This window comes from Brevibacterium permense, assembly GCF_025506275.1.
Taxonomy (GTDB): domain Bacteria; phylum Actinomycetota; class Actinomycetes; order Actinomycetales; family Brevibacteriaceae; genus Brevibacterium; species Brevibacterium permense_A.
The window spans coordinates 61,410-86,284 of the sequence record NZ_QYCP01000078.1 but is presented as its reverse complement, the minus strand read 5'-3'; the positions used below and the strand labels follow the sequence as shown (position 1 = coordinate 86,284).

Below are 24,875 nucleotides of genomic sequence, written 5' to 3'. Positions count from 1 at the left end.
CGACTGAGACTGGCCGACTGAACCGCAGCCGCCACCCGCCGCGCCCGCCCGGCCACACAAACGAACGCACCTCCTGACCACCGACCACCCGACACACTCCACACCCCCAACAAGGAGAGACCAATGCAGATCATCGACCTCCTGGTGATCATCGCCTATCTCGTCGCAACGGCGTGGCTGGGACTGGCACTGAGCGGCAAGCAGAGCAGCCTCAAGGGCTACTTCCTCGGCGGGCGCGACCTGCCGTGGTGGGCCGTCTGCCTGTCCGTCGTCGCCACCGAGACGAGCGCGCTCACCGTCATCGGCATCCCCGTCATGAGCTACCTCGGCGACCTCAACTACCTGCAGCTCGGACTCGGCTACATCCTCGGCCGCGTCATCGTCGCCTACTTCATGCTGCCGCGCTACTACGACGGTGAGATGATCACCGCGTACGCCTACCTGGGCAAGCGCTTCGGCCAGTCGACGCAGACCACGGCCGGCGTGACCTTCCTCTTCACCCGACTGCTCGCCGACGGCATCCGCGTGCTCGCCGCGGCCATCCCGCTCAAGGTCATCCTCGACGGGCTCGGCATCCACACGAACTACTTCGTCATCATCGTCGTCCTCTCGCTCGTCACGATCGTGTACACGTTCATCGGCGGCATCAAGGCCGTCATCTGGGTCGATGTCGCACAGATGATCCTCTACGTCCTCGGCGGGATCCTCGCGATCATCATCATCTCCGCATCGATCGGCGGCGGATGGCTCGCCGAGGCGGTCGAGGCCGGAAAGACGAACATCTTCGTCTTCGAGGGCAATCCGATCTCCGCGGACACCTCGTTCATCCCGTCGGTTCTCGGCGGTGCCGTGTTCGCGATGGCCTCCCACGGTTCCGATCAGCTCATCGTCCAGCGCCTGCTGTCGTGCCGGTCGAAACTCGAGGCGCAGAAGGCCCTCATCACCTCCGGATTCGTCGTGGTCGTCCAGTTCGCGATCTTCCTCGCCGTCGGCCTGGCCCTGTGGGCCTACTACGATCACGCGCTGCCTGCCGACCTCGGCCTAACCCGCGACGACGAGATCTTCCCGCTGTTCATCATCGAAGGACTGCCCACGGGAATCTCCGGACTGCTGCTGGCCGGCATCCTCGCCGCCGCGATGTCGACGCTGTCCTCGTCGCTGTCGGCCCTGTCGTCGTCGACCGTCAACGACGTCTACGCGAAGCTCAAGCGCACCCCGATGACCGACGAACAGGGTTTCAGGGTCGGCCGCTGGGCGACGATCGGCTGGGGCATCGCGTTCATCCTGCCCGCAACGGTCTTCGAATCCGACTCCGGCAACATCGTCATCCTGGCGCTCGGCATCGCCGGCATCACGTACGGCGGTCTGCTCGGTGCATTCGTCTTCGGCATCGTCAACAAGCGGGCCCGTGCCGTCGACGCGAACATCGCCTTCGCCCTGGCTGTGGCCGTCAACGCGTTCTTCTTCGTCATGGAGAAGTACGTCACCGGCGAAGTGTGGGTGGCGTGGCAGTGGTACCCGCTGCTCGGCGTCATCGTCACCTTCATCGTCGGCGGCCTGCTCGGTCTGCGCCACAAGACCAAAGTCGAAGAGCCCACCATCGCCGAGGTGGAAGGAAGCCCCCGTCCATGACCTCCTCCCAGCCGGGCTCAGCCCACCCGACCTCACCGACGTCGGAACCGACCCTTCCGACGTCGGCTGGACGGCCGCTGTCCCCGACCGAGCAGCGCAATCCGGCGAGCTCCGGACTCGACGGCCTCGACACGCTTGGAGTCTTGCGGGTCCTCAACGCCGAAGACCACGCCGTCATCGATGCGGTCGCCGCGGCCCTGCCGCAGCTGGCCGAACTCGTCGACATTGCCGCTGACCGCATGCGCCGAGGCGGCCGAGTCCACTACTTCGGCGCAGGTACCTCGGGGAGGTTGGGCGTCCTCGATGCGAGCGAGCTCCTGCCGACATTCAATCTCGAACCAGGGCGGGTCATCGGTCATATCGCCGGCGGTCAGGCGGCACTGGTCAATGCGGTGGAGAACGCCGAGGACTCTGGGACCGACGGGTCCGCGGCCGGTGCCGAGCTCGGACCTGACGACGTGGCCATCGGCATCGCCGCGAGCGGGTCGACCCCGTACGTCGGCGGGGCGCTCGACGCGGCGCGAGCCAACGGCGCTCACGCTGTGCTCATCTCGAACAACCCGCACGCCTCGCTGGCCGACAAGGCCGATGACCACATCGTGCTCGACACCGGCCCCGAGGTGATCACCGGATCGACCAGGCTCAAGGCCGGCACCGCCCAGAAGCTCACCCTCAACGGTTTCTCGACCGCACTCATGGTCGCTCTCGGCCGGACCTGGGACAACCTCATGGTCTCCGTCGTCGCGACGAACGCGAAGCTGCGCGAACGCACTGTGCGCATCCTCCGCGAGGCCGCCGACCTGGGAGACGCCGACGCGCGAGCCCTGCTCGAGCGCTGCAATGGCGATCTCAAGATCGCCATCGTCGTCTCCTTCACCGAGGCGGCCCCCGCCCTGGCTGCGTCGACCCTTGAGTCCCATGACGGATCGGTCAGGGCCGCGATCGCCGAGCTTGTCCGGGTGGGCGCATCGTCCGATGTTGGAGCCGGCTCCGGACCGGAAGATTCCGGCCAGGACACCCCTGGGCCGGGTACCGTGGGCGCATGAGCCTGATCCTCGGCATCGATATCGGCGGCACCGGCAGCCGTGCCGCGCTCGGTGACGTTGGCGACGTATCTGACCAGCGGGGCAATGCCGCCAGCGGAACGTGCGCCGCCGCCGGTGCGGACTCCGCCCCACGTGTCCTTGACAAGATCTCCGGCCCACGCATCGAGATCGGGCCGAACGGCAGCAACGTCCTGCATGTCCTCCGAGAACTCGTGGAGTCGGCCGCCGATACCTGGTCGGACCGTTTCTCTGAGGTCAGCGGCATCGGCGTCGGTGCCACTGGAATCGCTTCCCTCGCCGCCGATCCAGCCGAGGCGCTCGCCGAGATCTCAGCCGAGTTCGGAGGGCCGGCCGTCGCGGCCATCGATGCTGTCACCGCCCACCTCGGTGCGCTGGGCGGTACCGGAGGAGCGATCACCGTGCTCGGCACTGGAGCGATCGCCATCGCCCATCCGGGTCCGGACGATGCCGGCCACTGGTCAGCCGAATGGTCACGAGCCGATGGCTGGGGACACCTCTTCGGCGATCGCGGGGGAGGAGCATGGCTGGGACGTCATGGTCTCGAACGCGCTTTGCGCACTCACGACGGAATCGACGAACACGGCCGTGCTTTGCTCGAGACGGCAACCAGACGATTCGGCCCACCCGACTCGTGGCCGGGTCAGTTCTATACCCGCAGCGACCGGGCCGGACTCCTCGCCGAATTCGCCGTCGACATCGCCGAGACTGCTCGAACCGGCGACACAGCATCTGCCGACCTGCTCCGCGAAGCTGGACAGGAAGCGGCCCGCAGCGCCGTCGCCGCTCGAGCGCGAGCCACGGGTAAGCCCGCGCGCATCGCAGTCACCGGCGGAGTTGCGGCCGCGGGGAGCCGCCTCGTCGAGGGATTCCGCACCGAAGCCGCACGACTGGATCCGACCATCACCATCGTCGAGCCCGCCGGCGGTCCGCTCGAGGGGGCACTCACGCTCGGTCACCTCGGTGCCGGTGGGACACTGGGCGCACAGGATAAGGTCCTCTGGGCCTGATCGGGCGTCAGTCGCCCCTGGCCTGCCGCACCATCCGCACCTCGCGCACCCCGTCGTACTCGTCGGTCTTGACCGTGCCGTCGGCGACGAACCCGTTCTTTGAGTAGAACGCCTGGGCACGGGGATTCGGATCCGCCACCCACAGCGCAGTCGTCACGGACGGATCGATGACGGCGTCGAAGAGGTCCTGGCCGGCGCCGGTGCCGTGCATGGATCGATAGGCGTAGAGAACGTAGAGGTGCCGGTCTTCGACGCTTCCGTCGGTTTCCGGCGGTCCGGACATGGCGATGCCGACGATCTCACCGTCGGATTCGGCGACGGCGCAGGTGAACTTCGATGGAGCCGCCTCGGCGAGGATCTGCGTCCACATCTGTCGGCGTCGATCGATGAGGTCGGGAGCATCGAGGAGTTCGTCGGGCATGATCCCGCGGTAGGTCTCACTCCAAGTGTCGACGTGGACGCGCGCCATTCCGGCGACGTCGGCAATGGCTGCGGGGCGGACTGCAAGTGTCATGAATCGACTCTACCCCTGAGTGCCGATCGTTCTCCTGGCCGACGACCATTCACAGCACATGCTGGAGCCCCGGTCGCCGGCACGAAATATTCACCTGACCTGCACCTGCCGACAAACCGCTGTACAGCCGGGGCACCCAGGATCGAGAGAGTGAGAGCGAACCGCCAACCAGTCACCTCCGTCGAATCGCCGACATCGGGCCACCCACTTCCTCAACCGCTCCGGCCGTCACCACCCGGTCCTCGGACCACCGGCGGGGGAGCCGTCGCATTCGAGCCGGTCGCAGCACCACCGCCCACCGACCTCGAGCTGCCGATGGGCCCGCGTACCCGGCTGTATCGCTTCTTCGAAGCCCTGCCGGCGGCGATCAGCTTCACCGCGGTCGGGCTCGTGTTCGTCCTCCCCTTCGTCGACGCAATGCTCGGAGCGGTCTATGTGCTTTCGATCGTCGGGCTGATGTTCGTCCGCGCCATGTTCGGCGCGATCGACGTCGCCCGCGGGTTCCTTCGCTACCGACGCAGCGCTCGCGTCGACTGGGCGGCACGCCTGACCGATCTCGAGCGGGCCCTGGACGGTCGCCCTTCCTTGTCTCATCCTCGGGGCGGGTTCTGTGCTGCCGACCATGCTGCCCTCGTCGCGAAAGTCAGCGCCGATCCGACCTCGATCATGCGTCCATCGACCCTGCTCCACGCGGTCGTCGTGGCCGCGTTCAACGAGCCCTATCCGGTCATTGCTGACACCATCCGCACCCTGCTGCACACCTCGACGAAGCCCGAACAGCTCCTCGTCTTCTTCGCTTATGAGGAACGCGGCGGACCTGCGATGGCCGAGACGGCTCGCCGCCTCGAAGCCGAGTACGGCCACCGCTTCGGGGCCTTCGTCCTCGTCGAACATCCAGCCGGATTGCCCGACGAGATCGCCGGCAAGGGAGCGAACATCACGTACGCCGGTCACCGCCTGGCCGAATGGGTGCGTGACGAGGCCATCGACCCGCGTCGGGTGATCGTCACGAGCCTCGACTGCGACAACATTCCGCACGAGTCCTACTTCGACTGTGTCGCCTACGAATATGCGACCGCGCCGGACCGGGAGCGTCTGTCGTTCCAGCCGATCAGCCTCTACATCACTAACATCTGGGACGTGCCCGCTCCGTCGCGAGTGGTCGCCAGCGCGAACTGCTTCTGGAACCTCACGACCACCGTCCGGCGGTTGGCGCTGCGCAACTTCGCCTCCCATGCGCAGCCGCTGACGGCTTTGGTCGAGATGGGCTTCTGGTCGAAGCGGACCATCGTCGAGGACGGTCACCAGTACTGGCGCAGCTGGTTCCACTTCGACGGGGACTACCGAGTCGTGCCCATCCACGTCCCGATCTTCCAGGACGCTGTGCAGGCGGGGACGTTCAGGGCCACCATGATCGCCCAGTTCAAACAGCTCAGTCGCTGGTCCTACGGTGCCTCCGACGTTCCCTATGTCGGGGTGCGCGTGTTCGCTCCCGCTGCCCGCGCGCCGTTCTGGCCAGGCGTGCTCCGGTTCTTCTCCCTGCTCGAGGGGCATGTCAGCCTCGCTTCGATCTCGATCATCATCGCCATCGGCGGCTGGATCCCCTTCGTCGTGGCCACGCAGACGGGGCAGGCCTCCTCGTTGGTGGAGCGCATGCCGATGACCGTGGGCATCGTTCAGCAGATCGGCATGATCGGTCTCATCGTCTCGATCGTCGTGTTCAATGCGCTGCTGCCGCCTCGGCCGATCCACGTTCCGCGCGAACGCCGCGTGACGATGTGGCTGCAGTGGCTGCTCTATCCGCTCACCCTGCTCGTGTTCAATTCCTCGACCGCGCTGTACTCGCAGTGGTGCCTGCTCACCGGCCGCTACCGCGAACGCTTCGACGTCACGGAGAAGATGGCCGGCGGACGCTCCAACTGACCCGTCGCTGAGGCAGTCAGCCGACTGGCCGGATCACGTTCCCCATTTCCGTCGCCCGGTTCGAGGTCTACGCTGGGAACTGAGCGCCAGCGTTCACAGAGTCAACTGTGCCGCCGGTTCCCGGAGCCGCAGTGCCGCCCAGCCGAGGAGAGTGTCATGGCCGACACCGACAGCACACACGCCGCCCGACACGACATCGAGCATTTCGGCTGCATCATCAGCGGAGGCGGCCCTGCCGGAATCGTGGCCGGCCTGCTGCTCGCCCGTGGCGGGGTGAGAGTCGTCGTTCTCGAGAAGCACGAGGACTTCTTCCGCGACTTCCGCGGCGATACCATCCACCCGTCCACTCTGCGCCTCCTCGACGAGTTGGGCCTCTACCATCGGTTCGCCCGCATCACCCACCGTCGAGTGAGCAATATCAGCCTCCAGGATCGGAAGGGCGAGGATTTCGTCCTCGGCGACCTGTCGCGGCTGAACACCGCGCACCCTTTCATGACCATCGCACCGCAGTGGGACTTCCTCAACCTGCTCGCCGAGGCGGGAGAGGACGAACCGGGATTCGACCTGCGGATGGGCACAGAGATGCTGTCCCTGATCTGGGAGGGCGACCGTGTCATCGGCGTCCGCGCGGTCGGGGTCGACGGCGAGATCGAGTTCCGGGCGCCACTCGTCGTGGCCGCCGACGGTCGCTGGTCGAAGGCGCGGGAGGAGGCGCGACTGCCGGTCCGCGAACTTCATTCCGGGATCGACGTGTGGTGGTTCCGGATCGACACCGAGGCGGAGTTCCCTGATTCCGTGGCACCCCGCTCACACGACGGCAGCGTCTTCGTCGCCATTCCGCGGGACGGGCACGTGCAGATCGCCCGGCTCATTCCGAAGGGAGAAGACGCACGCTTCCGAGCGGAGGGCGTCGAGGCGCTCCGCAGCGCGGTAGCCGGAACCTTCCCCGCCCTCGCCGAGGATGCTGCAGGAATCGAGATGGACGAGGTGAAGCTGCTCGACGTGCGTCGAAACGAGGCACCGAGGTGGTTCGTCGACGGTCTGCTGTGCATCGGCGACGCGGTGCACGCGATGAGTCCGCTCGGCGGAGTCGGCGTCAACCTCGCCGTCCAGGACGGCATGGCCACGGCTCGACTGCTCGCCGACTCGCTGCGCGCCGGCGAAGTGCCGATACGGCAGCTGCGACGGGTCCAGCGCAGACGCCTGTTGACGACGAAGGCAGTCGAACTGCTCCAGGGCGGCATCCACCGGATGATCGAACCCGTCGTCCACCACGGCGGCGACGTCCGCCCGCCGGCGCCGTTGGAATGGCTGCTGAGGACCTTCCCCGCGCTCACCGTGGTGCCGGCGCGTATCCTCGGCATGGGAATCACCGCAGAACACGCCCCGGAGTTCGCGAGACGCGAGGAACCGGCATTCGGAGGAGCACGATGAGCCAGATCCTCCAACTGCGACCCTTGGCTCCCGCCGATGAAGCGGTGATGAGGGACTTCCATGAGCAGCTGCGCGCCGACGACTTCGCATTCCTCCAAGCCGAGGGCACCTGGGACGACATCATCGCCACCCACGAGCGCGAGGCTCGCGGTATCGATCTCCCACCGGGGCGAGTACGCGCGGAATTCCTCGTCGCCGCGGTGGACGGTCGACCTGTCGGTCGCACCTCCATCCGATACGAACTCAACGACTTCCTGCTCGATCTCGGCGGGCACGTCGGATATGCGGTCGCCCCGGAATTCCGTCGCCGAGGATACGCCCGGCAGATCCTGTCACGTTCGGTCGAACGTCTGCGATCGGCCGGAGTCGAGAACGTGCTCGTCACGTGCGATGAGACGAACACTGCTTCGGCAAGTGTGATCGAACGGTGCGGCGGAGTCCTCGAGGACGTGCGTGCGAACGGAGACGAACCGGCCAAACGGCGCTACTGGATCGGCGCGGATCCTCGGGAAGCGCATCAGCGCCGAACACGCACCGGACTCTGCGCACCGGAGTCCGGAGCGGTCTGAGCCTCAGTCCCTGGCCCGACGCTGCCTAGACAGCAGAGCCGTCAGCTGACGGCATTCGGACGCGGACATCGTGCCGAGCCCGAAACGGATGTCGGCGACGAGGTGGCTGGCACGGTCGGTCAAGGTCCGCCCCTTCGGAGTGAGTTCGGCGACAACCTCTCCGTCATCCCAGGGTTCCAGACTCCGCTTGATGAGGCCGTTGTCCTCGAGCCACCTCACTGAGTGGAACGACGAGCTTGCTTCGACCTGAAGTCGGTCGGTGAGTTCGACGAGGGGGATGGCCCCACTGGACTCGAGGAACAGAAGGAGGAGGATCTCGTACCGCGCGTAGGACAGCCCCAGGGGGCGCAGCTTCTCATCGAGATCGGTGATGAGGCGTCGGTGGGCGTGCATGAGTTCCGTGGCAGCCTGCATCCGGTTGCGTTCGGGCCAGCGCAGCTCCCATTCGCCTGCCGCTGCTGAGACGGAGTCCTCGAGAATTGGCAGCGCACTGCCGACTCTGAACTCCTCGGAGTCGCTATGTCGGTAGCTGGCGTCGATCTCTATCGTGTTCCACTCTTCGGTGTTGACCGTTGATTCGGTGCCGTTGCCGAAGACGGGCTCGCTCTCCTCGTCGCTCTCGCGGCTCTTGGCTTGGGAGTCGAGAGCCGCGAGGTCGTCATCGGTCAGGAGGTCGTCGACTGTGCTGTCGTCGTCATCATCGTCATCGGCGTTGGAATTGAAGGACTTGATGGTCGCCCGCAGTCCGGAACGCTGGATGACCGTCTGGATGGTGAGGTCCCGCTCATCGGGTCGACCGACGTATCTGATATCGCGCAGCCCCTGGTCCTGGGCGGCAGATTCGAAGACGAAGTGCCCGTAGCGGAAAATCCGGCCCAAGAGCGGTTTATGGACGGAGATGTCGAGGATTCGCGCCATCGGCATCGTCGCCTTGTGCTGCGTGAAGATCCCGTGTATCCGAAACACCCGCATGTTCGTGATGACGAATCGGTCCATGTGCACGAAGAGCGCGCGGTAGACCCCGAAGAGCATGACGAGGCAGCCGATGCCCAGGGGGACCGTGGCGAACTTGAGCGGAACAGTGAAAGACAGGGCGGCGAGCGCGAGTCCCAGGAGGATGATGAGTGTGGGAGTGACGAAAGCAAGCGGATGACGTCGCACTTCGTCGACGATGACCTCACCTTCTTCGCTGATGAGGTGGTTCTCGACCTGTGGGTCGGTCAGCGAGCTCAACACTGTCGCCTGCGCACAGATCCGCTATGCGGAGAGTGAGGTGAAGAACGTAACCAAGGAGCCGACGCCCGTGCCGACTGCGGCAAATGCGGTTCTGACCGCCTCCGCGGAATCCTCCGGCCGGCTGAACAGATAGAACGCCACGAAAACAACAACGAGTGTGAGAATGGCCTTCTTAACCCACTTCACAATGGACTCCTCTGTGCCGCGTCGCTGAGGCAGCGGAAGCGGACATTTGATTGCACAACTCAACCAGCGTAACGGCCCATGTACTTTCGAGTCCGGTGGACGCGCCAGGGAATTGTGACCGCTGTCTCACTGACTGAGATTGTGACTGGTGGGTAGCTTACAGGGTCCGCTTCCAGCGACTCGGATTCCGGTTTTCCTCAATCGGCCTCGACGGTCACCACCAGTGCCGCGATGAAGTCCGATCCGTAGAGTCGAAGACATGAACTCACTATTCGACTCCATCCGCAGAATTGGTTTCCGTCGCGGCCCCGACCGCATCCTCGGTGGTATCGCCGGGGGCCTCGCCGAAGTGACCGGCATCAACGTCTGGGTCATGCGACTCATCGTCCTCGCCTCGTTCCTGCTCCCCGTGCTCGGAATCGGTGCCTACCTCGTCGCTTGGATCCTCACCCCGTGGCAGGACGATTCGATCCCGCTGCAGCAGGTCTTCGGCGGTCGCTCGCTCGAGTGATCCCAGGCTAGTGATCGCTTGATGCGCAAGAATGAGGGCATGAGCGAAAGCGAATCCTCCGCATCGGCTAACCGCTATCCGGCAGCCGATGAGTGGCAGGCGGTCGACAGGTACTTCGCTGAAATCCTCGTCGAGGAAGATGCCGCCTTGATCGCAGCGCGCAGGTCCGGCACAGACACGACAATGCCGAATGCGGAAGTTGCGGCCAATCAAGGGGCGTTCCTCGGGCTCCTGGTCACGATCGCCGGGGCGAAACGCGTCCTCGAATTCGGCACGCTGGCAGGCTATTCGACCATCTGGCTCGCACGAGCCGTGGGAGAGGGCGGGCGCATCGTCACGCTCGAACTCGAACCACAGAACGCGGAAGTCGCCGAGGAGAACTTCCTGGCCGCCGGCGTCGCAGACCGCATCGAGACGATCGTCGGGCCGGCGGCCGAGACTTCGGCTCGACTCATCAGCGAAGGTGTCGAACCGTTCGACTTCGTGTTCATCGACGCTGACAAGCCGAACAACCCTGCCTATCTCCAGGCGGCTCTCGAGCTCACCCGGCCGGGCGCGGTGATTGTCGTCGACAACGTTGTCCGCAATGGGGCAATAGTCGACGACAGCAGCGCCGATCCGCGGGTCCACGGAGTGCGAAGCGTCGCCGACGCAATCGCTGCGAGCCCCGATCTGGAGGCCACGGCACTTCAGACGGTCGGCGAGAAGGGATGGGACGGACTCATCATCGCGCGACGGCGGTGACCCGATTCGGAAGCGGCGGCCAGGTGCCTACCAGACCGGTGGAGCCCTGCGGTCATAGACGTCGATCGAATCGAGGTCCATCGTCGGCGCGTCGAAGAACGTCCAGATGAGGAGAACGGCCGTGATCGGGAAGAACGCGACCGCCAGATAGCGCGTCGTGCCCCTCCAGAATCCGACGCGTCTGCCGCTGTGTTTGAGCGTGACGACCCCGCACAGCACCTGGCCGGGGGAGACGGTGCAGCCGTAGAGGGCTCCGAACACCAATGCCATCAGCGGATAGCTGGCGAGAGCGACTCCGGTAGCTGCATCGAGCGAGACGATGTTGATCCCGGTGAGGGCCAATGCAATGCCGATGAGCATCCCGGTGCAGAAGAGGACGAAGATCGCGTCGATGACCCTCGCCCACCAGCGCCTGCCCGACGGAGCCGGAGTCAACGGACCGCGGTTGCGCCAGGGTCCGGGGCCGTGGACGGCAAGCCCAGCCTGGGCACGGTAGTTCCGACTCAATGTGTATATCCTTCTTGCTGCTGCCCGGTAGACGACTCCGACTCTATGAGGTCGCCTGCCTGCAGGGGGTGTTCGTCGGGAAACATCCTGTGCCAGTCCCGGTACAGCCTCACTCGACTACCCGTGGTCGGACCGAGAACTGAATCGTCTGCTGGAAATGACGCACCCCCGAAGCTCGTAGCTTCGGGGGTGCATCATTCCTGTTCAGGACGGGTGGGCCCCGTGGGGATCGAACCCACGACCCGCGGATTAAAAGTCCGCTGCTCTACCAACTGAGCTAGAGGCCCCGCCCCATCACGAGCGCAGTACACAGGCCTGCTGACGCATGATGGAGACGAACCAATAGTAGAGGTTCGAGATCGAATTACTCAAACCAGGAACCGCCGTCGAGAGGAGTCCCTTAACTTCCTCCCGACGAAGCTCCGCGGCTCACTTCTCCAGTCCGCGCCGATCCTCAGCGGTGTACGTACGAGGCAGACTGTCCGGGGCCTCGAGCTCCTCGGTGTCCGTGGGTTCGATGACGTCGGACTCGATGGCCTTGTTCTTTTTGACCTTCCCGAGCAGAGCCGACACGTGCTTGAGGTTCGACAGCAGCTTGTGATCTTTCTTCGGCGCAACGTAGTCGGGGTCTGTCTCGATCGGGAAGACCGTCGGCGCAGCGCCGAAGGCCTCCTTCGATTCCCCAGCGACCTTCCGCGCCATCTGCGCATTCACCACGGCGCCGATGACCGCGCCGACACCGAAGGGCAGCAGGCGGCCGACCAGCGAACCGCCGGCACGGGCAGCGAACTTGCGGATGAAGGTCTTGCGCAGCTTGCGCACGAGCAGATCGACCAGCGGGGCCGGCAGCTGCTTGGTCACGGTGGCGCCCCAGCTGCCGAACATCGACTCCACGCCGCCGTTCTGCTTGCCGAACTTCTGGATGAGGTTCTTCCCGTCCTTGCCCAGCATGAGGCCGAGGACCAGCGCGTTCGCCCGCTTGGCGTCGGCCACCGGCAGTCCGTGGATTTCGGCAATGGACTGCGCAAACAGTGCAGTGCCTTCCAGGAAGCCAGCGGTCTCGACGCTGGCGACACCCAGTGCGGCCGTCGTGCCCAACCCCGGAACGGCCGCGGTCGCACCGACCGCGGCTCCGCCCGAGGTCGTCAGGGTCAGATAGTGCCGGCGAATGATCGTGATGAGCTCTTCGGGGGTCGCGTCCGGATGTCGGCGGCGCAGACTGCGCACATAAGCCAGGGCGACGGGCCGCTGCACGGACAGCAGACGCGACAACATCGACTGGGCGCGGGGATTGAGGGTCCCATCGTCATTGACTGCCAACTTCGCAGCCTTGTCGAGACCCTTCTTCGCCACTGATGATTTTGCCACGAGAGTTCCTCCTCGTTTCGGTCACTCGCGACTGCCGGTCGCAGTCACGAATCAGACCCAAGTTTAATAGCGTCCGTTGTGAGTCCTGGGAGCAGAACCTGACCGTGCGGCGAAAGCCCGAATGTGCTCCACGTCCTAGTCCGCGCACCCTGACAGGGACTAAACTGCCCTGACCATGTCACAGCGCGCATTCCACCGTCCCGTTCCTCTGGCCGACCTCGACTCCATCGGTGCCGTCGACGATCCCGTCGCCCGGTCGGAGACCTCGCACGCCACCGCGGCACTGCTGCTCGGCGATGCAGAGGGAAACCGCGACGAGGCTGCCACCAGGCGCTTCGTCGAACTCGCCGATGACATCGGCTTCGAGATCATCGCCGAGATGTGGTCAGCCGCTCCCGCCGTCTCCGCACCCGGCGCACTGTGGCGCCTCTACGCCCTGCGCCAATGGATCAAGTCCGCACCTCGCGAACTCGCCGAGATGTTCTCCGACGGCCAACGCCGCATCACCGAGGGCATCGGCTACGACGAGATCCTCGCCGGCGTCGAACTGCCCGCCGGACCCGACGAAGTGGCCCACGCTATCGACGAGATCCTCGTCGGCGCCTTCCGCGGTGACGTCGTCATCGCGCTGCTGCGCGCCTCCGCCTTCGTCGGCATCTGCGCGGCAGGCGCCGACGACCACGACACCGCCGTCCGCCTGCGCCAGCTCTCCCAAGACCTGTCCGACGCCGCGGTCGCCCATCGCCGAGGCGGCCTCGACTGATCCTCAGCCCGCCGGCAATCCCCTCGCCGAGGCGGCCCCACCCGACCGAATGAGCGCGGTCCCCGTATGGACCGGATATTCCCGCCCGACCACGACATCGACTGTGAGATTCTCAACGGACGAAGAGCCGCCTCGGCGGTGGATTCATAAGCATGAACGAGTATCGTAGGGGGTGGCCTTCGGGCCACCGGACGCTGGATCGCTGAAGCCCCGGGCTCCAAATTCAGCCGCTTCGAGCGGCCTTCCGCCGAGAGGCGCTCTCGGTTCAGCGTCCGGCACATATCATTGAGGCATCATGCATATTCGTCCGGCTTGTCCGGGCCCCGGGCAGGAGGAGCGCATGCGGCTCAAGCGGGTACCGCAGGACAAAGTGTTCTATGAGCGGTTGTCCGATCTCGTCTCACAGATGCGGCAGTGCAATCTGGTGCTCGCCGAACTCTCCGGAATCGAAATCAGCGAACGACGCGACGTCGCCGACCGCCTCCGCGAGATCGGAGACAGGGCCGATGAGGACATGGGCGCGATGCTCCGTGCACTGCGCGAGAACTACATCACCCCGTTCGACCGCAACGACCTCTACCTGCTCAGCCACCATATGCGCGATATCTGCCACCGGCTGCACGGAGTCGGTTACGTACTCGCCTCCGGAGCCTTCGACCCGCTGCCCTCCGGCGTCCCCGAGACCCTGGCCGTGCTGTCGAATCAGACTGACCACACCTCGCGGATGATCACCCGCCTGCCGGGCAAGCTCGACCAGTGGGACTACGTCGACGCGATCAACCGGCTGACCTACCAGGTCGAGAGCCTGCAGTGGCGGATGTCGGACGCGGTGCCGAACTCCAAACGGGGACTGACATATATGGCGGCCGTGTCCCAACTCGGGCAGGCCTTCGTCCGGGCCGCCCACGGGTTCACCGAACTCGGCAAGGTCGTCGCAGCCATCGCGATCAAGGAGTCGTAGTCCGTGGAGCTGCTCTTGGCGGCAGTCGTCATCGTCGCGGTGATCTTCGCCGGCTCGAACGGATTCCACGACGCCGCCCTGACCGTCGGCAACGCGGTCGTCGGACGAGCGATGCGACCGGGCTGGGCGCTCAGCCTGGCCGTCGTCTTCAACTTCATCGGTGCGCTCCTCGGTGAGGGAATCGCCATCGTCGTGGCCAACCAGATCGTGCTGTTCTCCGGTTCGAGCGACCTCATCCTGACCACCTTGCTGATCGCCTTCGTCGCAGCGACGACGTGGAGCCTGTTCACCTACTATCTCGCGCTGCCTGTGTCGTCGACCCATTGTCTGATCGGCGGTCTGCTCGGCGCGGGAGTCGTGTTCGGGTTCTCTGTGAATACCGGCGAAGCGATGGACTCCGTGGTGTGGCCGCTGGTGCTCTCACCGATCCTCGGGTTCATTCTCGCGTGGGTGCTCACGCTCATCCTGTCGAAGTCGCTCGCGTCCACTCCGCCCAAGCCGCTGTTCCGGGGTGCGCGCATGGTCGACTCCGTTCTCACTGCGGCCCTGTCGCTCGTCCACGGGGTCCAGGACGCGCAGAAGATCGCGGCCCTCGTCATGGTCGCCATTCTCGCCGTCGACACGCAGCAGCACGATGTCCTCTCCGTGGTCGACATCTCCTGGCCGGTGCGCCTGCTCATCGCCGCGGCTCTGGCTCTGGGCACCGGATTGAGCGGGTGGCGAGTGGTCCAGACACTGTCCGTGCGCATGGTCCGCCTCGACCCCCTCAAATCCTCCATCGCCGATGGCGCGGCCACGATCCTCATGTACACCGCAGCTCTGATCATGCGGGTTCCGGTCTCGCTGACCTTCGTCCTCGGATCATCGATACTCGGCACCCAATACGCCGGGCGCAAGGGCCACGCCAGAGCCCGGTACTTCGTGCCGATGTTCGCCGTCTGGCTTCTGACGATCCCGGTTGCCGCGCTGTTGGCCGTGGTGCTCGGGTGGATCGTCAAGGCCTCCGTCGGGCTCTGACGGGCCACCCGGTTCCTGCTGTTCGCTCCCGCCGGAGCCGAACCCGGGAGCGCGAGGCGCCCGGGCTCGGCTCTGCCGAAATCGCTGACCACGGTGCTGACGAATCAGCCCCGAGGCTTCCGCCCGAAGACGAAGCCGGTGGTGATCATGGCCGCGGCGAGGACGAAGTGCAGCCAGTTGTCGGCGGTGTTGAGCCCGACGAAGTTGCCCATCGACTCCATCGGAATCACCATTCCGTAGATCCACAGCACCGCATAGATGATTCCGCCGACGACGAGGTAGTTCTTCGCCAATGCACGTGAGCGGAGTCCGATCATCCCGACGACTCCGAAGAGCAGGTGGACGATGTTGTGGAGCACCGTGACCTGGAAGAGGCCGAGCAGCGCCGCGTCGGTGTGATGTCCGACGAAGCTGATCGAGCCGAGATTCGCGGTGATGCCCGGGACGAAGCCGAGGATCCCCACGAGCAGGAACACTGTACCGAAGAGCCCGGAGACCATCTGCACCTGCGAACGCGCACCGCGTGGAGCGGCGGGCGACTGTGACGACATCGAGATATTCACGACGATCCTTTCCCAAAGTTGGCTGGTATCGGTGATTCGGAGCAGATGCCGATTCGGATGGCTGACGGGCGAAACTTTCCGGCCGCCGTCTCATGTCGGCCCGCCGCTGTAGTCTGGTGGCAATGGGAGCTTGGGCAGCGAAGCTGTGGCGCAGACTGCTGGTCCTTCTGATCGGCGGGGTCATCGCCGTGCCCTATATGGCGGTCATCATCTGGGCCGTCTCCGCGTGGAACGAGGTCAGCGATCGGTCTCTGGCGTTCGGCATGCTCGCCTGCAGCGCCGTCGTCCTCGTGCTCTTGTGCATTCCCGCGTTCCTTGCCGTCATCCGCGCACTCGAACGGACCCTGGCAGAGCAGCTCCTCGAACTGTCCATCCCCACCCCGCCGAGGCGGCCGACCTGGTCCGATCGCCTCCGCGGTGCCCTGTTCTACTTCGGCCACGCCTTCGCCGGTGCCCTGCTCCTGATCACGGTCGTCGTGGTCCTTCCTTCCGTGCTGCTGATGGTTGCGGACCCACAGCAGGCCTCGGAACTGTCGAACGGACTCCTCGGCATTGCGGGCTCCCCAGCCGGGTCGACTGCTGGATCGCCGGCCGGAAATGCCGATCCGTCGGCCGGCACCGGTGCCGAGACCGTCGTCGTCCTGTCCGCCGGGCTCGTGCAGATCCTCGCGCCCGTGATTCTGCTTCTCCTCACGGCCACGATCATCGCCGAAGGCTACTTCCTGCCTCACTACGCACAGATCCTGCTCGGCCCCTCGGCCGCTGACCGGGCTGAGCTCGCCGGGGCCGAGCGAGTACGTCGGTTCCGCCGCACCGTCCTCGCCCGCGAAGTCCACGACTCGATCGGTCACGCCCTGACCGTGACGACGATGCAGGCGGCCGTGGCCAAACGTGCCCTGCATCAGGATCAGAAACTCGCCGAGGCGGCCGTCGACGAGATCGCTCGCACCAGCCGTGAGGCGGTGGCCGAGTTGGACCACGTGCTCGCGCTGCTGCGTGCGGAGGCCGACGGCGCGGGCAGCGATGAAAGCACCCTAGGGGACGCCGACGCCCTGGACAGCGCTGATGCCATCGATGGTGCCGAGGGCGACGCCGTGGAGTGCGGAAGGAATGCGGGGGACGGCGACAGCGAAAGTGCACGGCCGCCTCGGCGGACAATGCTCGACATCACCCGATTGGCCGAGGAGGCCCGTGCGATCGGGCACCCCACCCGACTGACGGTCAGCGGGGATGCCACCGGACTGCCGCCGACCGTGGTCCACGAACTCCACCGGATCGTGCGCGAGGCGGTGACGAACTCGCTGCGGCACGCGACGAGACCCGGCCTCGAAGTGGCCATCGACATCGGCGCCGACTGCGTACAGGTGGTCACGCGCAATGCCGGCGCGGCTACCGGCCTGGTGCTCGGCTCATCGAAGAAGGGACGGACCGATGGGAAGGCCGCGACTGACGAGAAGGCGGCGGGCGCTGCGAAGGTGGCAAGCGATGCGAAGGGGATGGCCGCCTCGGCGAGGCAGTCACGCGGACTCGTCGGCATCGGTGAAAGGGCCGCTCTGTTCGGCGGAAGCGCCGACTGGGGAATCGAGAACGGACAATGGATTCTGCAGGTGAGGCTGCCGTACTCGGAGGGAAAGACGCCATGACCATTTCGGTGATCCTCATCGACGATGAACCGCTCGTGCGTGCGGGTCTGGCCGCGATCATCGACTCCGACCCGGGACTCGAGGTCGTCGGGGAGGGCGATGACGGGGCGGAAGCACTCGATCTGGTGACTCGGTCGGATCCTGACGTCGTGGTGATGGATGTGCACATGCCCCACCTCGACGGATTGGAGGCCACGCGCCTGCTCATGAGCAGGCAGGAGCCGCCTCGGGTGCTCATCCTCACGACCTTCGACAGCGATGACTACGTCTTCGAAGCTCTGCGCGTGGGCGCGGACGGCTTCGTCCTCAAACGGGCTCAGCCGTCCGAACTCGTCCGGGCGGTGCATACCGTGGCCGGAGGGGAGACTCTGCTCTACCCGCAGAAGATCCGGGACATGGCCGCACGGTCGCACCGAGCCGTCGATCTGGTGAGCTCGGCTGAGCTGAGCAGCCGGGAACAGGAAGTCCTCACTCTCATGTCCAGAGGAATGAGCAACGCCGAGATCGCCGGGGAGATGTTCCTCGGGGCGGAGACGGTGAAGACCTACGTCAGTTCGCTGCTGTCGAAGCTCGGGGCAAGGGACCGAACGCAAGCCGTGATCAAGGCTTTCGAATCGGGGTTCGTCGAGACCTGATCCCAAAGTGAGCAGGCAGCAAGGCCGTTCACCCGCCCGGTGTGTGCATTCACTCTCTCGGGAGCCGGCTTCACCCTTGTGGGGGAGCCCCCGGCGGGCCTTCGGGGACGAGCCTGGATTCATGACACGGAAACAGCTCACTGAAACTGCCCATCATCCATCACAGAACAAGTCCGTCGCCGTACAGGCGGGACTGACGGCCGCCTTGGCGTGGTCGCTCTTCCTTCTCGTCATGTCGGCCCTCTGGGGGTTGGGGATCGTCGCCTCACCCCTGGCCGGATCCGAAGAGTGGACGTTCACGTCGATGATCGCCGCACTTCCGGGACCGTTCGCGGGGCTCATCATCGGTGCCGTCGCCCTGCTCAGCTTTGTCGGCTCGGCGGCCCTGCTCACCGCGCCCCGCCTACGGCAGCGCTTTTTCGACAGAAGCGGGGCACGCGTTCTCGGGGTTGTCGTTCTGGCCTTCGCCGCTGTGGTCACGGTCATGCTCACCGACACCTTGCTGCTGGCCTACCTCGGCTATGCGCTCAGCCTGCAGTTCCCACCAGTCCCGACTCCGGTGATCTGGCAGGGGGTCATGCTGCTTGGTCCGCTGCTGTGGATCATCGTGTGGGCCGGTGCGGAGAAGACCAGTCGTCGGATACACGAGGACAGTCATCGTCATCTGACCGAGACCGTTCAGGTTGAGGATTCCGCCGCCGGTCACAGGCGTGCAGACGGTGACGGTGCCGGACTCGTGAGGAGATCGACGTCGGTCACCGCAAGCGCGAAGATCGCCGTCGCCGTGGCTGTCATCGTGCCGGGCTTCTATGCCCTGACGCGGGTCCTCTGGGCCGTGGGAATTCCCTTCGGCCTGAGTTCCGGACTCTTCGAGGAAGGGCAGCGCGTCGGACTCTGGCATTCGGGACTCGCGCTCGCCTTGGCCGCCATCGGTGGGATCCTGCTCACCCTCGGTCTCATCCAGAGATGGGGAGAGCGGCTGCCAACATGGCTTGGGCCTCTGGGCGGAAAGCGAGTGCCGATCACCCTGGCGACGATTCCCGCGACGATCGTGTCGTTGGCGATCTTCACCGGCGGAGTCGGCCTGGTGCGCACAATCTTCTCAGAGACCCCCGAAATCTTCGCCGACAGCTGGTGGGTGACGATCGGGCCGACGTTGCTCTTCCCGCTCTGGGCCGTGGCGCTCGGCTGGGCGACCTATGCCTATCGAGCACGCCGGTTGGCAATCGACGCGGAATCAGTCACTGAGTCGCGCAGCTGACGCAGAGGCACGCCGGATTGCGGAATCGCGGTGCTGATTCTGAAACATCGAGGTGGATCCACCCGCAGGATCAGCCGGGGAACGGCCCGTAGGTGGCCAGCAGGTTGCCCCTGCTGGTCCGCTGCACATCCTTGAGTTCCAAGCGAGTCGTCGTTCCGCCCTCGAAGAGGGACCGTCCGCTGCCGGCGACGACCGGGTGGAGGGCAAGCGTCAACTCGTCGACGAGGTTCGCTTCGACGAGCTGACGGACGATCGACATCGATCCCTCGACAGCGATCTTGCCGCCGTCGCCGGCCTTGAGCTCGCGGACGAAGTCGACGAGCTCGCCCTGGATGAGCCTCGAATTCTCCCAGCTGAGATCGGCCTGCGACAGCGTCGTCGAAGCGACATGTTTAGGCGTCGAATTGATGAAATCGGCGAACGGGGCGTCCTCGCCTTCTGTGTGGTTCGGCCAGTAGCCCTCCCACTCCTGATAGGTGACACGGCCGAGAATGCAGTCGTCGACTCCTCCGATGGCAGTGGTCATCCACTCGCCCATCTCCTGGTCGAAGGAATCGAATTGGAAGTTGAACGGATCGGATGCGATCCCGTCGAGCGACTGGAACAGTGCGGCGATGACAGTGCGGGGCATGGTGATCTCCTCATCGAGTAGTCGTGTAGGCCGTTGCGTTGCGTTCGCCCGAAATCGTGTCCGGCGGACCTGTTAACGCAAAGTGGTCGTTCTGGTCGCGTTCGGCTGAGCAGAACGTGACCAGAACGACTACTTACTGCGGGGTCCACCACTGAGGAGGCACCCGCCGGTCGGGCGAGCTCTCAGATCATCCGAAGCGACCGGAGATGTAGTTCTCGGTCTCTTCCTTGTCCGGGTTCGAGAAGATCGTCGAGGTCTCGTTGAACTCGATCAGCTTTCCGGGCTTGCCGGTGCCGGCGATGTTGAAGAACGCGGTCTTGTCGGACACTCGAGCTGCCTGCTGCATGTTGTGCGTAACGATGACGACCGTGTACTTGTCCTTGAGGTCGTTGATGAGGTCCTCGATCGCCAGGGTCGAGATCGGGTCGAGAGCCGAGCACGGTTCGTCCATAAGCAGGACCTCGGGCTCGACGGCGATTGCGCGGGCGATGCACAGACGCTGCTGCTGACCGCCGGAGAGACCCGAACCGGGCAGGTTGAGGCGGTCCTTGACCTCGTTCCAGAGGTTCGCGCCGCGCAGGGCGCGTTCGGTGAGATCGTCGGCCTCGGTCTTCGACAGACGCTTGTTGTTCAGGCGCACGCCGGCGAGCACGTTCTCCTTGATGCTCATCGTCGGGAACGGGTTCGCCCGCTGGAAGACCATGCCCACCTCGCGGCGGACGTTGACCGGGTCGACGCCGGCACCGTAGATGTCATTGCCGTCCATGAGGACCTCACCGGAGACGCTGGCGCCGGGGATGACTTCGTGCATGCGGTTCAGCGTGCGCAGCACCGTGGACTTGCCGCAGCCGGAGGGGCCGATGAAGGCGGTGACGGAGCGCGGCTTGATCTGCATCTGCACTCCGTCGACGGCGCGGAAGTCGCCGTAGAAGATGTCGAGATCCTTGATGTCGATCTGCTTGGACATTGTGTTTCCTATCCGTGGAAATGGGTGAGTCTGGAGGTCTGTGGGCAGTCGCCGGTCAGCGGCCGGCCTTCGGTGCGAGCACCTTCGCGATGATGCGGGCAAGCAGGTTGAGCACCATGACGAGGGCGACGAGCACAAGGGCTGCGGCCCAGGCGCGTTCCGAGCTGGCCAGGGCGGCGGCTCCCGGCGAGACCGGGCGCAGCTGTGAGTCGTAGATGAACGTCGGCAGCGTCGACATCCAACCGGAGAAGAGGTTCCAGTTGAGTGTCTTGGCGAACCCGGCGGTGACCATGATGGGTGCCGTCTCACCGATGACGCGGGCGATGGCGATGGTGACACCGGAGAGGATTCCCGACACCGAGGTGGGCAGAACGATCTTCACGATCGTCTTCCACTTCGGCACGCCGAGTGCGTAGGAGGCCTCGCGCAGGTCCATCGGCACCAGGCGGAGGATCTCCTCCGTATTGCGCACGACGATCGGGATCATCAGCACCGACAGCGCCACGGCCGCGGTGAAGCCGGTCTTCGCGATTCCGGCCGCGCCGGGCAGGAGCACGTTGGCAATCGTGGAGAACAGAGCGAAGGCGAAGAGACCGGCGACGATCGAGGGGATACCGGTCATCACGTCGACGAGGAAGGTGATCGCCTTGCCCAAGCGGTTCTTGTTCGAGTACTCGACGAGGTAGATGGCGGTGAGGACGCCGATCGGAATCGAGATCACGCAGGCGGCGAGTGTGATGAGCACGGTGCCGACGATGGCGTGGTAGAAGCCGCCGGCCAGAGTGGCCTCACCGGCGACGTACTGCTGATCGAGGACGCCCTTCATCCCGAGCATGGTGCGGGTGAGCAGGTCACCGCTGATGGCGGCCCCACCCTTGGACACGGTCAGCCACAGCAGCGAAATGAGGGGAACGCATGCGAGGACGAACGTCGAGGTGACGATGGTGGTCGCGATCCGGTCGACGGCCTTGCGGCGACCTTCGTAGGACGCGGAGACCGCGAACACGGCGATCGCGTTGATGAGGCCGGCGAGGACGGCCACGACGGGGATGTTGAAGCCGCCGAAGGCGATGAGGCTGATGACGATCGCCACGATGATCGAGGCGACGGCGACGATCCACGGGGTGGCCTTCGGGAGCTGTTTGGAGGTGAGCTTCGCCGGTTTGGACACGGCCGCCTCGGTGGTGGTGTTCATGGTGGTCATTGGTCTCAACTTCCCTTCACCGAGGTGCGGGCGACAATGGCGCGGGCTCCCATGTTCACCAGCAGGGTGATGACGAAGAGCACGAGGCCGACGGTGATGAGCTCGGACAGGCGCAGGCCCGCGGCCTCGGGGAAGTTCTGCGCGATCTCGGAGGCGATGGTCTGGTTGCCGCTGACGACGAGCGAGGCGGTGAGGACGCCGGGCGAGAGGATCATGGCCACGGCCATGGTCTCACCGAGGGCGCGGCCGAGGCCGAGCATCGTGGCCGAGACGATTCCGGACTTGCCGAAGGGCAGCACGGCCATGCGGATCATCTCCCAACGGGTAGCGCCGAGCGCCAGCGCCGCTTCTTCCTGCAGGCGCGGGGTCTGGAGGAAGATCTCGCGGGTCAGCGAGGTGATGATCGGCAGGATCATGATCGAGAGCACGAGCGAGGCGGTGAGCAGTGTGCGGCCAGTCTGCGACACGGATCCGTCTGCGGCCGGAGCGAAGATCGGAATCCAGCCGAACCACTTCGACAGCCACAGGTAGAAGCCGGTGAGGTTGCCGGCCAACGCGATGCCCCATAGGCCGTAGACGACCGAGGGGATGGCGGCGAGCAGGTCGATGACGTACCCGAGCACCGGAGCGAGCTTGCGCGGGGCCATGTGGGTGGTGAACAGCGCGATGCCCAGCGAGAAGGGAGTCGCAACGATCAGTGCGATGGCCGCGGAGATGAGCGTGCCGATGACCAGCGGCCAGACATAGGAGAAGAAGCCCTTGCCGCCGGTGATCTGGGAGGGATCGCTGATCTGCGCCGTGATGGTGTCCTTCGACTGAGCGAGAAGGAACAGGGCGACTCCGGCGAGGATCACCAGGATCAGGATGCCGGCGATGAGCGTAGCGGCGGAGAAGATGCGGTCACCGGGTCGGACGACGGCCTTCTGCTGCCGAGGCGCGGGGCTCTGCGGCGGCTTCTGCCCGGACTCGGGCGTGGAGCCGGGCCCTGTGGGGCCTGACTCAGTGGTCTGTGTGCTGATCGGCACAAGTACTCCTCATGTGACTTGTGGTGAAACCGGGGTGGTTCCACAGGCGCGGAAAAGCGGCGCAGGGCTTCTGCGCCGCTCCCGACTGGCTATATCTCCAGGTCAGAGACTGAAATCAGCCTTCGACCTTGATCGAGTCGATGACTTCTTCGATCTGCTTGCGCAGGTCGTCCGACAGCGGTGCGGACCCGGCGGAATCGGCAGCGGACTTCTGTCCCTCTTCCGAGACCACGAACTTCTCCCAGGCCTTGACCATGTCCACGGTCTCCTGGTCCTTGTAGGACGAGCAGACGAGGTGGTAGGAGACGAGCACGATCGGGTAGGCGCCGGACTCGGTGGTGTCGCGGGCCAGGTCGAAGGCGAGGTCGCCTTCGCTGCGGCCTTCGACCTTCTCGGAGGCGTCGACGACCTTGGTCGCGGCTTCCGGGGAGAGCTCGACGAACTCGTCGCCGACCTTGACCTTGGCGGTGGAGAGTTCACCGACGGCCGAGGCATCCGCGTAGCCGATGGCTCCGTCGGTGTCGGAGACGGTCTGGATGACACCGTCGGTGCCCTGCGCGGCCTCGCCGCCGTACTCCTTCGGGAAGTTTCCGTCGACCTCGGCGTCCCAGTCCTTCTCGGCGGTGGCCTTGAGGTACTCGGCGAAGTTCTCCGTGGTGCCCGAATCATCGGCGCGGTGAACGGCGGTGATCTTGAGGTCCGGCAGCTCGGCATCCGGGTTGTCGGCCTTGATGGCCTTGTCGTTCCAGTTCGTGATGTCGCCCTTGAAGATCTTTGCGATCGTTTCGGGGGAGAGGTTGAGCTCGTCGACGCCCTTGACGTTGAAGGTCACGGCGATGGGGGAGATGTAGACGGGGAACTCGTAGGCTCCGTCGGCGCCGCAGGCTTCCTCTCCGGCCTTGACCTCGTCGTCGTCGAGGTGGGCGTCGGATCCGGCGAACTGCGCGTTGCCGGCGAGGAACTGTTCACGGCCGGCACCCGATCCGTCGGGGGAGTAGTTGACGGTCACACCGGAGTTCTGCGAGGTGAAGTCCGCTGTCCAGGCATCCATGGCCGCCTTCTGCGAGGAGGCGCCGATGCCGGTCAGGGTGCCCTGCAGGTCACTGCTGCCGCCGGAGGCCTCTTCGCCGGTGGCGGACTGTCCGCCGCAAGCCGAGAGGGTGATGGCGCCGACCGCGAGGATCGCAGCGGAAGGGGCGAGATGCTTCATCTTCACGAAGATGCCTTTCATGTTTGTGGACACAGTTCGAGAGTTCTCGATTGCTCGTCATCCACGCTAAAGATCACCCGTGAAGTGCAAGGAGTTGAAACGTGAATGGAAGATGAATGAGGGGCGAAGGGTTGGAGCCGCTGTGAGTGCTCCATCACAGACTTCGTCTGTTTCATGAAAGGATTATTGTCGGGACCGGCATTCCCCGCCGAGGCGGCCCGCCCAACGCGCGTGCTCGACCGTCGAGGCGGCCCGCCCAGTACGCATGCTCGACCCTGAGAATCGGCTCGCTCGTGG

Annotated in this window: 24 protein-coding genes and 1 tRNA gene; 14 read left to right on the top strand and 11 right to left on the bottom strand. The window is 65.3% G+C overall.

Features of this window, described 5'->3' with window-relative positions; all coding sequences use genetic code 11:
* Nucleotides 1-123 precede the first annotated feature (123 nt).
* The 3 genes from D3I60_RS05380 to D3I60_RS05370 are packed head-to-tail and all read left to right on the top strand — an operon-like array spanning nt 124 to nt 3,706.
* Nucleotides 124-1,632 (top strand): sodium:solute symporter, encoded by a 1,509-nt coding sequence (locus D3I60_RS05380; protein ID WP_262775116.1) that lies wholly within the window; start codon nt 124-126, stop codon nt 1,630-1,632.
* On the top strand, nt 1,629-2,678 hold the full coding sequence (gene murQ, locus D3I60_RS05375) for an N-acetylmuramic acid 6-phosphate etherase (RefSeq protein WP_262775115.1): 1,050 nt from the start codon (nt 1,629-1,631) through the stop codon (nt 2,676-2,678). The genes D3I60_RS05380 and murQ overlap by 4 nt, the downstream gene beginning before the upstream one ends.
* Nucleotides 2,675-3,706 carry an N-acetylglucosamine kinase gene (locus D3I60_RS05370; protein ID WP_262775114.1) on the top strand — a complete coding sequence of 344 codons (1,032 nt, stop codon included), beginning with the start codon at nt 2,675-2,677 and terminating at the stop codon, nt 3,704-3,706. Before murQ ends, D3I60_RS05370 begins: the two co-directional genes overlap by 4 nt.
* Before the next feature lie 7 nt (nt 3,707-3,713).
* Here D3I60_RS05370 and D3I60_RS05365 read toward each other — a convergent pair whose 3' ends face one another.
* On the bottom strand, nt 3,714-4,220 hold the full coding sequence (locus D3I60_RS05365) for a GNAT family N-acetyltransferase (RefSeq protein WP_262775112.1): 507 nt from the start codon (nt 4,218-4,220) through the stop codon (nt 3,714-3,716).
* Nucleotides 4,221-4,370: 150 nt separating this feature from the next.
* On the opposite strand from D3I60_RS05365, the gene D3I60_RS05360 reads away from it, so the two are divergent.
* From D3I60_RS05360 to D3I60_RS05350, 3 genes are all read left to right on the top strand, one after another.
* Complete coding sequence (locus tag D3I60_RS05360) at nt 4,371-6,143, top strand: hypothetical protein (RefSeq protein WP_262775111.1); 1,773 nt, start codon at nt 4,371-4,373, stop codon at nt 6,141-6,143.
* Between the two features lie 156 nt (nt 6,144-6,299).
* Nucleotides 6,300-7,577, top strand: a complete 1,278-nt coding sequence (locus tag D3I60_RS05355; protein WP_262775110.1) for an FAD-dependent oxidoreductase — start codon at nt 6,300-6,302, stop codon at nt 7,575-7,577.
* The gene (locus tag D3I60_RS05350) at nt 7,574-8,146 is read left to right on the top strand and encodes a GNAT family N-acetyltransferase (protein WP_262775109.1); all 573 of its coding nucleotides are present in this window, start codon (nt 7,574-7,576) and stop codon (nt 8,144-8,146) included. The genes D3I60_RS05355 and D3I60_RS05350 overlap by 4 nt, the downstream gene beginning before the upstream one ends.
* A 3-nt stretch (nt 8,147-8,149) precedes the next feature.
* Here D3I60_RS05350 and D3I60_RS05345 read toward each other — a convergent pair whose 3' ends face one another.
* Nucleotides 8,150-9,379, bottom strand: a complete 1,230-nt coding sequence (locus D3I60_RS05345; RefSeq protein WP_262775108.1) for a PH domain-containing protein — start codon at nt 9,377-9,379, stop codon at nt 8,150-8,152.
* A 448-nt stretch (nt 9,380-9,827) separates the two neighbouring features.
* Between D3I60_RS05345 and D3I60_RS05340 the strand changes: the two genes are divergently transcribed.
* Both D3I60_RS05340 and D3I60_RS05335 read left to right on the top strand, forming a co-directional pair.
* The gene (locus tag D3I60_RS05340; protein ID WP_262775107.1) at nt 9,828-10,079 is read left to right on the top strand and encodes a PspC domain-containing protein; all 252 of its coding nucleotides are present in this window, start codon (nt 9,828-9,830) and stop codon (nt 10,077-10,079) included.
* A gap of 39 nt (nt 10,080-10,118) precedes the next feature.
* Nucleotides 10,119-10,823: an O-methyltransferase gene (locus D3I60_RS05335; RefSeq protein ID WP_262775105.1), complete on the top strand. Its 705-nt coding sequence runs from the start codon at nt 10,119-10,121 to the stop codon at nt 10,821-10,823.
* A gap of 27 nt (nt 10,824-10,850) precedes the next feature.
* Here the strand turns inward: D3I60_RS05335 and D3I60_RS05330 are convergent, their stop codons facing one another.
* From D3I60_RS05330 to D3I60_RS05320, 3 genes are all read right to left on the bottom strand, one after another.
* Nucleotides 10,851-11,330: an RDD family protein gene (locus tag D3I60_RS05330; protein WP_262775104.1), complete on the bottom strand. Its 480-nt coding sequence runs from the start codon at nt 11,328-11,330 to the stop codon at nt 10,851-10,853.
* 214 nt (nt 11,331-11,544) lie between these two features.
* Nucleotides 11,545-11,617: transfer RNA gene (locus D3I60_RS05325), tRNA-Lys, on the bottom strand.
* Between the two features lie 142 nt (nt 11,618-11,759).
* Entirely contained in the window at nt 11,760-12,698 is a 939-nt protein-coding gene (locus tag D3I60_RS05320) for a hypothetical protein (protein ID WP_262775103.1), read from the bottom strand.
* A gap of 175 nt (nt 12,699-12,873) precedes the next feature.
* Here D3I60_RS05320 and D3I60_RS05315 point away from each other — a divergent pair, with 175 nt between their 5' ends.
* The 3 genes from D3I60_RS05315 (at nt 12,874) to D3I60_RS05305 (ending at nt 15,439) form a co-directional block, all read left to right on the top strand.
* Nucleotides 12,874-13,461 carry a hypothetical protein gene (locus D3I60_RS05315; protein ID WP_262775102.1) on the top strand — a complete coding sequence of 196 codons (588 nt, stop codon included), beginning with the start codon at nt 12,874-12,876 and terminating at the stop codon, nt 13,459-13,461.
* Between the two features lie 340 nt (nt 13,462-13,801).
* Nucleotides 13,802-14,422, top strand: a complete 621-nt coding sequence (locus D3I60_RS05310; protein ID WP_101543807.1) for a DUF47 domain-containing protein — start codon at nt 13,802-13,804, stop codon at nt 14,420-14,422.
* Nucleotides 14,423-14,425: 3 nt separating this feature from the next.
* Entirely contained in the window at nt 14,426-15,439 is a 1,014-nt protein-coding gene (locus D3I60_RS05305) for an inorganic phosphate transporter (RefSeq protein WP_262775101.1), read from the top strand.
* Between the two features lie 104 nt (nt 15,440-15,543).
* Here the strand turns inward: D3I60_RS05305 and D3I60_RS05300 are convergent, their stop codons facing one another.
* Nucleotides 15,544-15,990 (bottom strand): DUF4383 domain-containing protein, encoded by a 447-nt coding sequence (locus tag D3I60_RS05300; RefSeq protein ID WP_440588560.1) that lies wholly within the window; start codon nt 15,988-15,990, stop codon nt 15,544-15,546.
* A gap of 134 nt (nt 15,991-16,124) precedes the next feature.
* Here D3I60_RS05300 and D3I60_RS05295 point away from each other — a divergent pair, with 134 nt between their 5' ends.
* The 3 genes from D3I60_RS05295 to D3I60_RS05285 all read left to right on the top strand — a co-directional run bounded on the left by D3I60_RS05295 (nt 16,125) and on the right by D3I60_RS05285 (nt 19,541).
* A complete protein-coding gene (locus D3I60_RS05295) occupies nt 16,125-17,645 on the top strand; it encodes a sensor histidine kinase (RefSeq protein ID WP_262775100.1) in 1,521 nt (506 codons plus the stop codon).
* Nucleotides 17,642-18,280, top strand: a complete 639-nt coding sequence (locus D3I60_RS05290) for a response regulator transcription factor (protein WP_262775098.1) — start codon at nt 17,642-17,644, stop codon at nt 18,278-18,280. Before D3I60_RS05295 ends, D3I60_RS05290 begins: the two co-directional genes overlap by 4 nt.
* Before the next feature lie 121 nt (nt 18,281-18,401).
* Entirely contained in the window at nt 18,402-19,541 is a 1,140-nt protein-coding gene (locus D3I60_RS05285) for a hypothetical protein (protein ID WP_262775096.1), read from the top strand.
* Between the two features lie 70 nt (nt 19,542-19,611).
* Here D3I60_RS05285 and D3I60_RS05280 read toward each other — a convergent pair whose 3' ends face one another.
* The 5 genes from D3I60_RS05280 to pstS all read right to left on the bottom strand — a co-directional run bounded on the left by D3I60_RS05280 (nt 19,612) and on the right by pstS (nt 24,584).
* The gene (locus tag D3I60_RS05280; protein ID WP_262775095.1) at nt 19,612-20,172 is read right to left on the bottom strand and encodes a dihydrofolate reductase family protein; all 561 of its coding nucleotides are present in this window, start codon (nt 20,170-20,172) and stop codon (nt 19,612-19,614) included.
* Nucleotides 20,173-20,359: 187 nt separating this feature from the next.
* Nucleotides 20,360-21,139: a phosphate ABC transporter ATP-binding protein PstB gene (gene pstB / locus D3I60_RS05275; protein ID WP_101543804.1), complete on the bottom strand. Its 780-nt coding sequence runs from the start codon at nt 21,137-21,139 to the stop codon at nt 20,360-20,362.
* Nucleotides 21,140-21,194: 55 nt separating this feature from the next.
* On the bottom strand, nt 21,195-22,334 hold the full coding sequence (gene pstA, locus D3I60_RS05270) for a phosphate ABC transporter permease PstA (RefSeq protein WP_262775120.1): 1,140 nt from the start codon (nt 22,332-22,334) through the stop codon (nt 21,195-21,197).
* Between the two features lie 14 nt (nt 22,335-22,348).
* A complete protein-coding gene (gene pstC, locus D3I60_RS05265; RefSeq protein ID WP_101544086.1) occupies nt 22,349-23,239 on the bottom strand; it encodes a phosphate ABC transporter permease subunit PstC in 891 nt (296 codons plus the stop codon).
* 244 nt (nt 23,240-23,483) lie between these two features.
* Nucleotides 23,484-24,584 (bottom strand): phosphate ABC transporter substrate-binding protein PstS, encoded by a 1,101-nt coding sequence (pstS, locus tag D3I60_RS05260; RefSeq protein ID WP_440588559.1) that lies wholly within the window; start codon nt 24,582-24,584, stop codon nt 23,484-23,486.
* Between the last annotated feature and the right edge of the window lie 291 nt (nt 24,585-24,875).